Source organism: Bacillus sp. FSL W8-1202 (genome assembly GCF_038006165.1).
Taxonomy (GTDB): Bacteria; Bacillota; Bacilli; order Bacillales; family Bacillaceae; genus Bacillus; species Bacillus subtilis.
On the sequence record NZ_JBBOUR010000001.1, the window covers coordinates 1789017 to 1804331 of the forward strand.

Consider the following 15315-nt stretch of genomic DNA (forward strand, 5'->3'; position numbering starts at 1 on the left):
AGGTGACTGGTTCACATGCCGCACGATGATCACAAGGGAAGCCGTTTGAGCTTGCTGTTATTTTATTTTCTGGCTTTTTTATTGCTGTGGGAGTGGCTCAGGCCGCTTGACAGTTTTACTGAAACGAAACATACAGGCTTTTTTAGTGTCTTTATCGGTTTGACGTTTCTGCTGACTTTTTTCAGGATGAGGTGGTTTGTCACAGTTCCTTTTTGTGTCTTATTTACATTGATCTCGATACACCTCCTGTTTTATCAAGGATCTATATTCGACTTGAGCTGGGTCAGCTCTTTTTTGCAGGATGTCTATCTGAATATCACGCTGATTCAATCAGGGCAATGGAATGACATGATTCCTTCATTTCGGACCCTGCTGTTTTTTGTGCTGCTGTGGCTGCTGGTCTATCTCCTGCATTATTGGGTGATTTACCAGAGAAGAATTTTGTTTTTCTTTATGATGACAGTAGCGTATATTACGATTCTTGATACCTTTACGCCATATGATGCCACTTTTGCCGTCATCCGTATCGTACTGATCGGCTTCTTTATGCTGGGCCTTTTATACTTGGAACGCATTAAGCTGATGGAAAGAATCACACTGCCAAAAACATCTGTCCTGAAATGGTTTCTTCCTTTATCTGTATTGGTTTTGGCTGCAACGGGATTCGGACTCGCCGCTCCAAAATCAGAGCCGGCCTGGCCTGATCCGGTGCCTTTTCTTAAAAAAATCACTCATCAAGACCGCGTGTCTGCAGGGGAAAGCAAAATCGGATACGGGAATCATGATGAATCACTCGGCGGCCCGTTCCAGCAGGATGCTACACCTGTTTTTACATGGCAGGGAAAAGAGCGTACGTATTTCCGTGTGGAAACGAAGGATACGTATACCGGGAAAGGCTGGATTGAAACAGACACAGGCATGTCGTATCAGCTTAGCAATGGAAAAGTTGAAAATCTGTGGTTTGACCATAAGGTTGCGACAGAGCGCCGCACCGTCCGTGTAAAAGTCGATAAGCACTACGGGTATAACCATCTGATGTATCCGATTGGTGCGGAAATCATTCAGCCAAAGCAGGCTGTCTCACTTGAAATGAACGGCAACACGGAGCAAATTTCTCCGATCAGTGAACAAGCCGGTGAAATCAGAAATATGGGGAATTATACTGTAACGTACGATTCCCCGGTCTATAAGCTGGATGAACTGAGAAAGGTAAAAGTGAGAAAAAACAGTGAGGAGTACACATTCAGCGATCGCTACATGCAGCTTCCAGATTCACTGCCAGAGCGGGTGAGAACCCTTGCGATCAAACTGACTCAGGATCACGACAATATGTTTGATAAGGTGAAAGCGGTTGAGGACTATTTAGGGTCAAATGCGTTCACATATGAAACAGAAAACGTGACCATTCCGAAGAATGATGAAGATTATGTCGATCAATTTCTCTTTGAAACGAAAATGGGTTATTGTGATAACTTTTCTTCCGCCATGGTGGTGCTCTTGCGCTCGGCCGGCATTCCGGCCCGCTGGGTAAAGGGTTATACGTCCGGCGAATACAAAGAAGCAGGAAACAAAAATGGCAGCATCTACGAAGTGACAAATAACAATGCCCATTCCTGGGTAGAGGTGTATTTCCCGGAACAGGGCTGGGTTACATTTGAGCCGACTAAAGGGTTTACAAATCCGGCTGAATTTACTTCTTCTGACACAAAGGACTCCGGCAGCGATAACAGCAGCTCGCCGAAGAAAGCAAAAGAGAAGCAGAAAGAAGAGAAAAAACAGCCGCAAAAAGAGGAAAAACAAAAGGAAAAGCGGGAGCCAGCTGTTTCTAAAAAGCCGTCCGCTTCACATACCAATGCCGGTGCGGGCTTGTATGCAGCGCTTGCGGTTCTTGCAGTCCTCCTGGTGGCAGCTGTATTGCTGTATGTTTTCCGCTCGTTATGGATTCCTGTTTTCGCCGTGAGGAAATTGAAGCGGCGCAGCGATCAGCACGCGTTTTTTGAGGCATATGGCGCGCTGCTGAAACAACTGAAGAGAAAAGGGCTGCCGAAACGAGACAGTGAAACACTGCGTGATTATGCAAAACGAATCGATGAAAAATACGACATAGAAGACATGTCAAAGCTGACATTAAGCTATGAAAGGGCGCTTTACAGAAATGAAGATTCTTCGGCGCTATGGAATGATTCGAGAGAGTTATGGGAAAATTTAATTAAAAGAAGATGGTCTTGACCACTTATCGACGTGTTGTTAGAATTAGTGAATATTATCGGAGTCTGGGAGCGAGTTGGCCTGACTCCGGCAAACGGCCTTGCCAAAGAGGGCGGAGCGAGCTTCATATCTGTCCTCGTTTTTTTCTGTGTCAAAAAACTTAGAGGAGATTAGGTGACAACCATGACAAAGTTAGTGAATGAAATGATTCTTGTCCTTGATTTCGGCAGTCAGTATAACCAGCTGATTACACGCCGTATCCGTGAATTCGGTGTTTACAGCGAGCTGCATCCACATACATTGACGGCTGAAGAAATTAAAAAAATGAATCCAAAAGGAATTATTTTATCCGGCGGTCCAAACAGTGTGTATGATGAAAACTCTTTCCGCTGTGACGAGAAAATCTTCGAGCTTGATATTCCTGTTTTGGGAATTTGCTACGGCATGCAGCTGATGACTCATTACCTTGGCGGTAAAGTTGAAGCGGCAAGCCAGCGTGAATACGGAAAAGCAAACATCCGCATCGAAGGCACACCTGATTTGTTCAAAGATCTTCCAAACGAACAAGTGGTTTGGATGAGCCACGGCGATTTGGTTGTAGAAGTTCCTGAAGGCTTCACTGTTGACGCGACAAGCCATCACTGCCCGAACTCAGCGATGAGCAAAGCGGACAAAAAATGGTATGGCGTTCAGTTCCACCCGGAAGTGCGCCACTCTGAATACGGCAATGATCTTCTGAAAAACTTTGTATTCGGTGTTTGCGAATGCGAAGGCGAATGGTCAATGGAGAACTTTATCGAAATCGAAATGCAAAAAATCCGTGAAACGGTCGGAGACAAACAGGTTCTTTGCGCGCTAAGCGGCGGCGTTGATTCCTCTGTTGTTGCTGTTTTGATTCATAAAGCGATCGGCGACCAGCTGACTTGTATCTTTGTAGACCATGGTCTTCTCCGTAAAGGCGAAGCTGAGGGTGTTATGAAAACATTCAGCGAAGGCTTTAACATGAATGTGATTAAAGTAGACGCAAAAGATCGATTCTTAAACAAACTAAAAGGCGTTTCTGATCCTGAGCAAAAACGCAAAATCATCGGTAATGAATTCATTTACGTGTTTGATGATGAAGCGGACAAGCTCAAAGGCATCGACTACCTTGCACAAGGTACGCTTTACACAGATATCATCGAGAGCGGTACAGCAACGGCGCAAACGATCAAATCTCACCACAATGTCGGCGGACTTCCTGAAGACATGCAGTTTGAGCTGATCGAGCCGTTAAATACGCTCTTCAAAGACGAAGTGCGCGCGCTTGGCACAGAGCTCGGCATTCCGGATGAAATCGTATGGCGTCAGCCGTTCCCAGGACCGGGACTCGGAATCCGTGTTCTTGGCGAAGTAACAGAAGAAAAACTTGAAATCGTTCGTGAATCAGATGCAATCTTGCGTGAAGAAATTGCAAATCACGGCTTAGAGCGTGATATCTGGCAATACTTCACTGTTCTTCCTGACATCCGCAGCGTTGGTGTTATGGGAGACGCAAGAACATATGATTACACAATCGGAATCCGCGCCGTTACATCAATCGACGGCATGACATCTGACTGGGCGCGTATCCCGTGGGATGTGCTTGAAGTCATTTCGACACGTATCGTAAACGAAGTGAAGCACATTAACCGCGTGGTGTACGATATTACAAGTAAGCCGCCTGCGACGATTGAGTGGGAATAATAAATCACATTAATCGTTAAATTATAACTATTTAAACTCTCTTTTATTTAGTTTCAATAACTAAGTATAAGGGAGTTTTTTTATTGTATTTAATAAGGACTACAGGATTCATAAAAATGACGGATTCATGAGTATAGCCTATTTGGAAACGGTATAAGTTAAATACCAATTAGGCAAACATTTTAGTATGAGGATGTTGTCCTCGATTCTGGCTTCATGATAAGGTGATATATGGAAGTAACGTTATTTTCTTTGGAATGGAGACCAGAAAAACTTATGGAGAGGGTTTATACTCGATTTGGAATTAATATTAAGGAAAATGGCTTGATACTGACAAAAGCTTATGATGTTTATCAACCTGAAGAATTATATTATTTGTTGATTGGTTTAGAATTACAAGATTTTAAAAGCTATTTAGATGATATGGAACTAAGTGTAGAGAAAATTAAGAATGACATGCTTGAAAAAGATTTAGACGCATTTAATTTTTTACTATCTGATAACTATGAGTATGCACACCGTATTGATATGAGATACCCTCATTTATTGAAGAATTCTGTATTTCTAAGCTTATATAGTCTTTTGGAAGATGTTCTTTTCAGGTTTTTCGAAACTTGTAATTATCGTTTGAAAAAAGATGTTAAGATAAAAGAAAATGGCAATATACCAATAATTGACAAATATTTTAGAGGCATAGAAGACGTCTTGAAATTTAAGATTCCTAATAATTTAAAAAAAGAATTTTCTAATTATCGAAAAGTAAGAAATTGTATAGCTCATAAAAGAGGATATGTTACTTGGGGAGGAGTAACAGATGGAAAAATTTTAAATGCAATAAGTAACTTATTTGATAAGGGTGTAAGTTTATCTGAGAATAAAAAAGGAATTATTTTAGATGATAAAGCATGCTACATTTTTATAGCTGAGATTGAAAAGATATTTAAGTTATTATGTGAAGTCTTAATAAAAGAAGAGTTTAAAATAGGCATGCACATGGATGAAAAGTCTTAGTTTAAGCTGAATTATTTAATGGTTAAAAAGATGTTGGTTCTGCTTCTTTTTCTAATTTATTAAATACGACTTCAACTCAGTAAGTAATATCCCTCAAGTTTATACTTTTTACAAGCAATTTAAGTATTTATAGTTTGATTATTAACGGCTATATAAGGGCGTTTTAAATCACCTGATTCAACTAAAGCCAATCTCGTTTACTGTACCAGTGCATCAGGTGAGTCAGCCTTCCGAAAAAAAATAATCATAAGTCGAAAAGCCGTATGAAGTCATACATACGGTTTTTATCATTGTTACCAATTTAGTCAATAGACGAATAAACCAATTTTTTTAATAAGTAATGTTCGTTGTTTATATTGTCAATTCAAAATGAAGTTGGTACAATAGACACAGAAATCAAATAAGATGAATTCGTATAATCGCGGGAATATGGCTCGCAAGTCTCTACCAAGCTACCGTAAATGGCTTGACTACGTAAACATTTCTTTCGTTTGATATAAATAAAACACGTTTATTTATTCAAACTGAAATCCGTCTGTAGTCAAGCGTCCCAAAATTATTGGGGCGTTTTTTATTTGGCGATTTCAGGACAGAATAAATAGCAAAGAGTGAAGGGAGTAAAATAGCTTGAAAAAGTATTTTCAGTTTGATGAGCTGGGCACCAGCTATCGCAATGAAATCATTGGCGGATTAACGACTTTTTTATCTATGGCATATATTTTGTTCGTCAATCCGATTACGCTTGCTTTGGACAGCGTGAAAGATTTTCCGGAGGCGCTGAGAATTGACCAGGGTGCGGTCTTTACGGCGACAGCGCTGGCGTCTGCAGCAGGCTGTATCTTAATGGGATTAATAGCGAGATATCCGATTGCCATCGCGCCGGGTATGGGGCTGAACGCGTTTTTTGCGTTTTCTGTTGTCCTTGGTATGGGTATTTCATGGCAGGCAGCTTTGTCCGGTGTTTTTATTTCAGGTCTTATTTTCGTTGCTCTTTCTTTAACAGGTTTTCGTGAAAAAATCATCAACGCCATTCCGCCTGAGCTGAAATTGGCAGTCGGTGCGGGGATCGGCCTGTTTATTACATTTGTTGGATTACAAGGTTCAGGAATCATTACAGCGAATCCTTCTACGCTCGTCACGATCGGAAACATTCACAGCGGTCCTGTGCTGTTAACGATTTTCGGTGTGATTGTCACGGTTATTTTAATGGTGCTTCGCGTGAACGCAGGCGTGTTTATCGGGATGCTATTAACAGCGGTAGCCGGCATGATTTTCGGTTTGGTTCCGGTTCCGACTCAAATTATCGGCAGTGTGCCAAGCCTTGCGCCGACTTTCGGACAAGCGTGGATTCACCTCCCGGATATTTTCTCTGTACAAATGCTGATCGTTATTTTAACATTCTTGTTTGTCGGATTTTTTGATACAGCTGGTACACTTGTTGCTGTGGCGACACAAGCTGGTTTAATGAAGGAAAACAAATTGCCGCGTGCGGGCCGTGCGCTTTTAGCTGATTCATCTTCTATTGTGATCGGTGCCGTGCTTGGTACGTCTACAACAACTTCTTATGTGGAATCAAGCTCAGGTGTCGCTGCGGGTGCCCGTTCAGGATTTGCCGCAATTGTAACAGGGATTCTCTTTTTACTGGCTACGTTTTTCTCTCCGCTCCTATCAGTCGTTACGTCAAATGTAACAGCGCCGGCGCTTATTATTGTTGGTGCATTGATGGTGGCGCCGCTTGGCAAAATCGCTTGGGATAAGTTCGAAGTGGCCGTTCCTGCTTTCCTTACCATGATCATGATGCCGTTAACGTACAGCATTGCGACTGGTATTGCCATCGGGTTTATTTTCTATCCGATTACAATGGTGTGCAAAGGAAAAGCCAAAGAGGTTCATCCAATCATGTACGGGCTGTTTATCGTATTTATCCTGTACTTTATCTTCTTAAAATAAGGAATGAAAAACCAGCTGCACAGGGGACTGACCCCCGTTTTTGAGACAGGGATCAAAACACCTTTTAAACAGCCAATTGCCGATAATTTATCGGTGATTGGTTGTTTAGTTTCGTTTGAATACGAATATTGTTATAATAATGAATGTATTCTATGACAGTGCGTTCTACGATGGCGGTCGTGGTTCGATCAATGCTGTTAAGATAGAACGTTTCAGACTTTAGTGAGGAATGAAACGATTCGATGGAGGCATTATCAGCGGGTGTCCCTTTGCGGGACATGCTCATGGTAATGCCTTTTGTTTTAACAGCTTTCTGATACTCGTAAGATGTATACACAGATCCTTGGTCACTATGTAACACGCAGTTCTCAGGCAGTGTTGGCAGTTGATCAAGTGTGTGTAAGACAAAGTCTGTGTCCTGCTTATCTCCAATCGTAAAAGCAATCACTTCTCCATTATATACATCCAATATACTGGAAAGGTACAATTGTTTCTGTCCATAAGGCAAATACGTGATGTCTGTTACTAGTTTTTCAAGAGGATGATCAGACTGAAAGTTCCTATCTAATATATTGTCGACCACGGCATATGGCTGCCCATTCTTCTTGCGCTTTTTCACCTTAACCCGGCACTGCCACTGATTTTTCTGCATAATACGCTGAACCGTTTTATGGTTAATACACATTCTCTTTTTTAATATAGCTGTGATTTTTCGATATCCATATCGATACTGGTGCTCTCGGCACAACGTGCCGATTTGTTTTTCTAAATGGCGCTTGGGATGATCTTTCTTCAGATTCTTCTTCCAACGATAATAAGACGAGCGAGAGATACCTAAATGAATACAGATATCCTGCACGGTCATTGTGCTGTGCAATTCTTCTACAAGTTCGACTGACGTTTGGCTATCAACTTCCTTTCCAATTCGTTGTACTTTTTTAACACTTCATTCTGTTGTCTCAGATATCGATTCTCTGCCTGCAGTTTCTCTAATTCGGAAGAATACTCCGGACCTTTTCCATAAGTGTATTGCTTACCAACAGGCTGTTCAAATCGATGTGTATCACCAGCCTTATACCATCTGACCCATGTCTTAATCTGCGTATTATTTTTGATATTCAACTCCTGCATGATCTCTTTCATAGGTACGCCTGCCAATCTCATTTCTACAGCCTTCTGTTTCACTTCAACCGGATAACTCACTCTTGTCCCCATAGAAAAAACACCTCCAAGTCTAATTTCGGATAACAATCATCCGTATTCAAACTTGAAGGTGTTTTTATTTGTCTCATCTTATGGGGTCAGTCCCCAGGCAGCTGGTTTTTTTGTTGCAAAAGATAAAACCATTTCATACGATATACCGTCATGTAGATGTGCCGCCATGCTTTACTTAAATGGAAATGACTTGACTGTTCAGGAAGGCTTCGGTACCTTATATAAGTGTTTTATTTTCTTGCTGAATGGTATTCCGCCGTATTTTTTTGATAGGAGTTGCTGACATGACGGAAGAAAGAAAAGAAACGTTTGAAGAAGAAATTAACCAGAGTGAAAGAATAGATGCAGATGAAGAACCGCTATCGAGAATGTCAAGAAAGGCGAGCCGGCAAAGCAAGCAGAAGCAAAAACAAAAGCAGAAACCGCGCCAAGAACGCGGTGAATCAACTGTTAAAGACAAGCTTGCGTCTGTTTGGGCAGCCATCAACAGATATTGCGGTTTTGCGTTCTCGATTTTAAAATCACCGGCGAAAACTGTCGTAACGGATGGTTTTTCTCATTATAAGTACGGTCTGATTTCAATGCTTATATTCAGTATCATTTTTTCAATTGGGAATTGGTTTCAGTTAAAGGCAAGCTGGAATCGGCCGCTCGGTTTCGGAGAACGCCATCATGCTTTCTATGACGGGTTTTTAGTTGTTCTTGTGTATTTGCTGATCTTTTTCGCGGTAATGGTCTTTGCTATATGGGCTGTCTCCCGCTATATGATGAAGCAGAAGGTGACGTTCAGAGAAGCGGCTGCCGTATTGGGTTCATTGCTTGTACCGGTAATTGCTGTTTCAATCCTTTGGCTGATCTTTGCGATCGTGAATATCTCAATGCTGACAGTACTGTTTACGGTGCTGATCTTGTTTTCCATCTTTTTTATCATCGCGCTGTATGTACAGCGTGTGTACCAGGCGGCACAAGATGCACCAATTGATTATATCTATTGTGTATTTGCAGTGGTTGCGATAGCGCTGCTGTTTACGGCAGTGACTTGGCCGTTTATTTCTGAATATTTTACGGCGTCGCTGATTCCGCTTTAATGAAAAAACCGGCTAATCCTAGCCGGTCAGGCTGTCGAGAAAATCTCGTCAGCCTTTATTTTTCCTTAAAATATCCATTCTTCTGTAATAAAATAAAAGAAAGACTTAAAAGGACGGTGTCTTTCTCATGTTCCACACAAGAAACTCTTCTCAAAACACAGCCGAATTTGTTCTGCTTGACCAACTCGTTGAAGAGGATCACCTGCTTCGGAAAATTGATAAACACATAGACTTCTCTTTCATCATTGAAAAGGTGAAACCTTACTACAGTGAAAACAAAGGCCGCCCCTCACTTGATCCGCTTATTTTATTTAAAATGATGTTTATCGGATACCTCTATGGTATCCGTTCAGAAAGACAGCTTGAAAAAGAAATTTACTACAATATGGCGTACAGATGGTTTCTCGGATTGAACATAAACGACCCGGTTCCACACCACTCCACCATCAGCTGGAACAGACGCACACGCTTTAAAGATACAACCATCTTCCAAGACATTTTTGATGAGATCGTTCTTCAGGCCATCAATCATGACATGGTGGGCGGACGAGTCCTATTCACCGACTCCACACACCTTAAAGCCAATGCCAACAAGCATAAATACACAAGAAAAACAATTGCGCAGGATACCCAAAACTATATCAAGGATTTAAATGAAGCCATTCAAGAGGATCGGGAGGAACACGGAAAAAAACCATTAACAGCCAAAGAGGAGGTGAAAGCTGAAAAAGAGATCCGCCACAGTACAACCGATCCGGAAAGTGGCTATCTGTATCGTGAAAACAAACCAGAAGGTTTTTTCTATTTAGATCACCGCACAACAGATATGAAATACAACATTATCACCGATGCCTACGTCACACCTGGAAATGTCCATGATTCTGTGCCTTATCTTGACCGATTAGACCACCAAATCGCACGATTTGGTTTTCAAGTAGAAGCCGTCGCCCTTGATTCCGGATATTTAACGACTCCGATCTGTAAAGGATTATCTGACCGCCAAATCTTTGGTGTCATCGCACATAGACGTTATCACCCTATCCGAGGCTTGTTTCCAAAATGGAAATTTCATTATGACAGTGAACAAGACAGATACATTTGTCCAAATCACCAAACACTTACATACTCAACAACTGACCGAAAAGGCTACCGGTCATATAAATCAAATCCTGAAATATGTTCCTCATGCCCACTGCTTGAAAACTGTACAAAATCAAAGAATCGGCAGAAAGTGATTACTCGACATGTATGGGAAGATCATAAAGAAAAGGTCAGACAAAATCGCTTGTCTGTTTCAGGAAAAAACCTCTACAAAAAAAGAAAAGAAAAAATAGAGCGAAGCTTTGCAGATTCAAAACAGCTGCATGGGCTTCGCTATTGCAGGTTGAGGGGAAAACGAAATGTGAGTGAACAAGTTCTCCTCACAGCCGCATGCCAGAACATGAAGAAGATTGCCACATACCTAGCCAAGCAAGGCTAGGCATGTGGGAGCGCTTTTTCTGCATCTGAAACCTGGTGAATATCTAAAGAAACAGTATAAAACAAAAAAGCTTGTAGAAAAAACATCGTTTTCTCTACAAGCTGACCGGCTAATCCTAGCCGGTTTTTTTATGTCACACTTTTTACAAATATATCTAAAAAACATAGTTGATTTGTAGGATTAACCCGTGTATGATGGGGAAAATGCTGAAAACGTCCAGCGCAAAAACCTTTATGTTTAAGGAGGATGATGGACATGGCTGATGTACTTCGCCGAGCAATTAACCAAAAGAAGCAATTTTTAAAAACCAAATTACTGCTCTCGGAATTTTATCAAGGAAGAGGGGAACAGCTTGCTGACTACACGCTGAGTGAGCTTGAGAAAGAATACAAGTCCCTTCAGAAAATGAAAAAAGAGATCTGACAATAGATATAAAGAGGTGAGTCTGCTGAAAAGCGGGCTTTTTTGTTTTGATTTTGAAAAGGCGAGAAAGAGGGTAAACTACTACTGTTCAACTCATAAAAGCATGTCGAAATATTTTGCTTAAACTTACGGGCGAAGCTGATTGTAAACGGCTCATTTCTCTAGTAGAATATGAATGCTTTGTGCAAGCTGAAGAGTAGGGGGATGAATAAAATGATGCAAACCATCTTATCAAATGGGATAGCCATGGTTCTCATAATTCTCATTATTAATATTGTCTATGTGTCATTTTTTACGATAAGAATGATTTTAACGCTGAAAGGACAGCGTTATTTAGCGGCCGGCATCAGTACGATTGAAATACTGGTTTATGTGACAGGGCTGAGTCTGGTGCTCGATAACTTAGACCAGATTCAAAATGTGATCGCGTACGCGCTCGGCTACGGTCTTGGCGTAATTGTCGGCATGAAAATAGAAGAAAAATTGGCGCTTGGCTATATTATGGTCAATGTGATTACGAAGGAGCTCGATCTTGATCTTCCGAAGCAGCTCCGTGAAAAAGGCTACGGCGTGACAAATTGGGTGGCAGGCGGGCTTGAAGGCGACCGCACAGCCCTTCAGATCCTAACGCCGAGAAAATATGAACTCCAGCTATATGATACGATTAAAACACTTGATTCAAAAGCCTTTATTATTGCGTACGAACCAAAAACAATCCACGGCGGCTTCTGGGTCAAAGCGGTGAAGAAGAGGAGAATTAAAGAATAATGGCAAAGCCGAAGAAGAAAAAGTTTGAAGTGACAGAGCAGCAAACGATTGATGCGGTGCTTCAGCAAATGAAAGAAGAAGGATATCTGCCTGTAAGGCGAATGGAAGAGCCTATTTTTATGGAAAAAAAGGAAAATGGGTCAATTCAGATCGTTCCGTGCGGGAAAAAAATCGTATTTGAAGGGAAATTGATCTAAAACACGAACATTAGTAGAATGAATTTTTGTATCGTTCGATAATATCGTTGACATTATCCATGTCCGTTGTTAAGATAAACATGAAATCAAAACACGACCTCATATAATCTTGGGAATATGGCCCATAAGTTTCTACCCGGCAACCGTAAATTGCCGGACTATGCAGGAAAGTGATCGATAAAACTGACATGGATATATCGCAGAAGCGAACGACTGACGATACATGTACCATGCCCGGTTTGTATTGCTTCCTCATAAGTGCAATGCAGAGCGGGTATTTTTTATTTTCTGAAAACAAAAGCATTAGAAGGTGGGGAACAGAATGCAGCCGCTAGTAGGAATCATCATGGGAAGCACTTCCGATTGGGAGACAATGAAACACGCATGCGACATACTTGACGAACTCAATGTTCCGTACGAAAAAAAGGTCGTTTCCGCTCACCGGACGCCTGATTTCATGTTTGAATATGCTGAAACTGCTAGAGAAAGAGGCATCAAGGTGATTATTGCCGGTGCCGGAGGAGCGGCGCATCTGCCAGGGATGACGGCTGCGAAAACAACACTGCCAGTCATTGGAGTTCCGGTTCAGTCCAAGGCGCTGAACGGAATGGATTCACTTCTTTCCATCGTCCAAATGCCTGGAGGCGTGCCTGTTGCGACAACATCCATCGGCAAAGCGGGTGCTGTGAACGCAGGCCTGTTAGCGGCGCAAATTTTGTCAGCATTTGACGAAGTCCTTGCCCGTAAGCTGCATGAGAGAAGAGAAAATACAAAACAGACAGTGTTAGAAAGCAGTGATCAGCTTGTCTAAACAAATCATCTATCCGGGAGCTGTAATCGGCATTATCGGCGGCGGCCAGCTTGGGAAAATGATGGCTGTGTCCGCCAAACAAATGGGGTATAAAGTCGCGGTCGTTGATCCGGTGAAAGATTCCCCGTGCGGGCAGGTTGCGGATGTCGAAATTACCGCTCATTATAATGACCGTGAAGCGATTCGAAAATTGGCTGAAATCAGCGATATCATCACATATGAGTTTGAAAACATCGACTATGATTCGCTGCATTGGCTAAAAGATCATGCGTATCTCCCGCAAGGAAGTGAGCTGCTGCTCATTACCCAAAACCGTGAAACAGAGAAAAAAGCAATTCAATCCGCGGGCTGTGAAGTCGCACCGTACAGCATCGTCAAAACAAAGGATGAACTGAAACAGGCGGTACAGGAGCTCAGGCTTCCGGCAGTGCTGAAGACATGCCGCGGCGGGTACGACGGCAAAGGCCAATTTGTGTTAAAAGAAGAGGCGCAAATGGAGCAGGCAGCCAGTCTGTTAGAACACGGAACTTGCATTCTTGAAAGCTGGATTTCTTTTAAAATGGAACTGTCGGTGATCGTCGTCAGATCGGTAAACGGTGAAATTTCAACATTTCCGACAGCTGAAAACATTCACCACAACAATATTCTTTTCCAAAGCATCGTGCCCGCACGGGTAGAGAAAGGGATTCAGCAGAAGGCTGCTGATCTCGCAGTTAAGCTTGCAGATGAGCTTAACCTTGTCGGACCGCTTGCTGTTGAGATGTTCCTGACAGAGGACGGAGAGCTTTTGGTCAATGAACTGGCGCCAAGACCGCACAATTCTGGGCATTATACGCTGGACCTTTGCGAGTCGAGCCAGTTTGAGCAGCATATCAGAGCGGTATGCGGGCTTCCGCTTGGGAAGACAGATTTGCTGAAGCCGGGCATGATGGTGAATCTTCTCGGCGATGAAGTGAAGCTTGTTGAGGAAGACCCAGAGCTTTTAAAAGAGGCAAAGCTATATATATACGGAAAACATGAAATCAAAAAAGGCCGCAAAATGGGGCATATTACATTTATGAAGCAGCCTGAAGATGAATGGATTCAGGAGATCACAAATAAATGGATGAATAGAGACGGAGGACAAGCAGAATGATCGAACGTTATTCAAGACCTGAAATGTCCGCGATTTGGACGGATGAAAACAGATTTCAAGCATGGCTGGAGGTAGAGATTCTTGCCTGTGAAGCGTGGGCGGAGCTTGGCGTTATTCCAAAAGAAGACGTAAAGCTGATGCGCGAAAATGCGTCATTTGACATCAACCGCATTTTAGAAATCGAAAAGGACACGCGCCATGACGTTGTCGCTTTTACCCGCGCTGTATCCGAATCACTGGGCGAAGAAAGAAAATGGGTGCATTACGGCTTAACGTCAACTGACGTTGTTGATACGGCTCTTTCCTACTTATTAAAACAGGCAAACGATATTCTGCTCAAGGATCTTGAGAGATTTGTTGACATCATAAAAGAAAAAGCGAAAGAACATAAATACACAGTCATGATGGGGCGCACACACGGCGTACACGCTGAGCCTACAACATTCGGCTTAAAACTTGCGCTTTGGCATGAAGAAATGAAACGTAATCTTGAGCGCTTCAAACAAGCGAAAGCAGGCATCGAGGTTGGAAAGATTTCCGGTGCTGTCGGCACATATGCGAACATTGATCCATTTGTTGAACAATATGTCTGTGAGAAGCTCGGATTGAAAGCAGCACCGATTTCCACTCAAACCCTTCAGCGTGACCGCCATGCTGACTATATGGCAACACTTGCTTTGATCGCGACAAGCATCGAGAAATTCGCTGTGGAAATCCGCGGACTGCAAAAGAGTGAAACACGTGAAGTAGAGGAATTTTTCGCGAAAGGGCAAAAGGGTTCATCTGCAATGCCGCATAAACGAAATCCGATTGGCTCTGAAAACATGACAGGCATGGCGCGTGTGATCCGCGGTTACATGATGACAGCTTACGAAAATGTTCCATTATGGCATGAGCGCGATATTTCTCATTCTTCAGCAGAACGAATTATTCTTCCGGATGCGACAATTGCGCTGAACTACATGCTGAACCGCTTCTCCAACATCGTGAAGAACTTAACGGTCTTCCCGGAAAACATGAAGCGCAACATGGACCGCACTCTCGGCCTTATCTATTCTCAGCGTGTGCTGCTTGCTTTGATTGACACAGGCCTTACACGTGAAGAAGCCTATGATACAGTTCAGCCGAAAGCAATGGAAGCGTGGGAAAAACAAGTGCCGTTCCGCGAACTTGTTGAAGCGGAAGAGAAAATCACGTCACGTCTTTCTCCGGAAAAAATTGCTGACTGCTTTGATTACAATTACCATCTGAAAAATGTTGATCTGATCTTTGAACGTTTAGGTATAGCATAGAAGAAGCTTTTA

13 protein-coding genes and 2 riboswitches are annotated in these 15315 nt (G+C 42.5%); of the genes, 12 read left to right on the forward strand and 1 reads right to left on the reverse strand.

Annotation, left to right across the window (positions count from 1 at the left end):
- The first annotated feature begins 15 nt into the window (after positions 1-15).
- From NSQ09_RS09335 to pbuG, 4 genes are all read left to right on the forward strand, one after another.
- Positions 16-2229 (forward strand): DUF4129 domain-containing transglutaminase family protein, encoded by a 2214-nt coding sequence (locus tag NSQ09_RS09335; RefSeq protein ID WP_144453336.1) that lies wholly within the window; start codon positions 16-18, stop codon positions 2227-2229.
- Positions 2230-2391: 162 nt separating this feature from the next.
- Positions 2392-3933 (forward strand): glutamine-hydrolyzing GMP synthase, encoded by a 1542-nt coding sequence (guaA, locus tag NSQ09_RS09340; RefSeq protein ID WP_003233970.1) that lies wholly within the window; start codon positions 2392-2394, stop codon positions 3931-3933.
- A gap of 231 nt (positions 3934-4164) precedes the next feature.
- A complete protein-coding gene (locus tag NSQ09_RS09345; protein WP_341031103.1) occupies positions 4165-4944 on the forward strand; it encodes a hypothetical protein in 780 nt (259 codons plus the stop codon).
- 391 nt (positions 4945-5335) lie between these two features.
- A riboswitch (purine riboswitch) is annotated at positions 5336-5437 on the forward strand.
- A 134-nt stretch (positions 5438-5571) separates the two neighbouring features.
- Positions 5572-6894, forward strand: coding sequence for a hypoxanthine/guanine permease PbuG (gene pbuG, locus NSQ09_RS09350; RefSeq protein ID WP_041056897.1), 1323 nt, complete (start codon positions 5572-5574; stop codon positions 6892-6894).
- A gap of 64 nt (positions 6895-6958) precedes the next feature.
- On the opposite strand, the gene NSQ09_RS09355 is transcribed toward pbuG, so the two are convergent.
- A protein-coding gene (locus NSQ09_RS09355; protein ID WP_087614160.1) for an IS3 family transposase occupies positions 6959-8109 on the reverse strand; the annotation gives its coding sequence in 2 pieces (ribosomal slippage) (positions 6959-7836 and positions 7836-8109; 1152 coding nt in all).
- Between the two features lie 284 nt (positions 8110-8393).
- On the opposite strand from NSQ09_RS09355, the gene NSQ09_RS09360 reads away from it, so the two are divergent.
- From NSQ09_RS09360 to purB, 8 genes are all read left to right on the forward strand, one after another.
- On the forward strand, positions 8394-9197 hold the full coding sequence (locus tag NSQ09_RS09360; protein WP_121591489.1) for a hypothetical protein: 804 nt from the start codon (positions 8394-8396) through the stop codon (positions 9195-9197).
- 127 nt (positions 9198-9324) lie between these two features.
- Positions 9325-10677, forward strand: coding sequence for an IS1182 family transposase (locus NSQ09_RS09365; RefSeq protein WP_014478984.1), 1353 nt, complete (start codon positions 9325-9327; stop codon positions 10675-10677).
- Between the two features lie 255 nt (positions 10678-10932).
- Positions 10933-11100 carry a Fur-regulated basic protein FbpA gene (locus NSQ09_RS09370; RefSeq protein WP_003244066.1) on the forward strand — a complete coding sequence of 56 codons (168 nt, stop codon included), beginning with the start codon at positions 10933-10935 and terminating at the stop codon, positions 11098-11100.
- Positions 11101-11313: 213 nt separating this feature from the next.
- Positions 11314-11868 (forward strand): DUF2179 domain-containing protein, encoded by a 555-nt coding sequence (locus NSQ09_RS09375; protein ID WP_015482896.1) that lies wholly within the window; start codon positions 11314-11316, stop codon positions 11866-11868.
- A complete protein-coding gene (locus NSQ09_RS09380; RefSeq protein WP_003219403.1) occupies positions 11868-12065 on the forward strand; it encodes an NETI motif-containing protein in 198 nt (65 codons plus the stop codon). The genes NSQ09_RS09375 and NSQ09_RS09380 overlap by 1 nt, the downstream gene beginning before the upstream one ends.
- A 79-nt stretch (positions 12066-12144) precedes the next feature.
- Positions 12145-12246: riboswitch (purine riboswitch) on the forward strand.
- A 141-nt stretch (positions 12247-12387) separates the two neighbouring features.
- Positions 12388-12876, forward strand: a complete 489-nt coding sequence (gene purE, locus NSQ09_RS09385) for a 5-(carboxyamino)imidazole ribonucleotide mutase (protein ID WP_017695642.1) — start codon at positions 12388-12390, stop codon at positions 12874-12876.
- On the forward strand, positions 12869-14011 hold the full coding sequence (gene purK / locus NSQ09_RS09390; protein WP_041351475.1) for a 5-(carboxyamino)imidazole ribonucleotide synthase: 1143 nt from the start codon (positions 12869-12871) through the stop codon (positions 14009-14011). Before purE ends, purK begins: the two co-directional genes overlap by 8 nt.
- Entirely contained in the window at positions 14008-15303 is a 1296-nt protein-coding gene (gene purB / locus NSQ09_RS09395) for an adenylosuccinate lyase (protein WP_017695640.1), read from the forward strand. Before purK ends, purB begins: the two co-directional genes overlap by 4 nt.
- Positions 15304-15315: the final 12 nt, after the last annotated feature.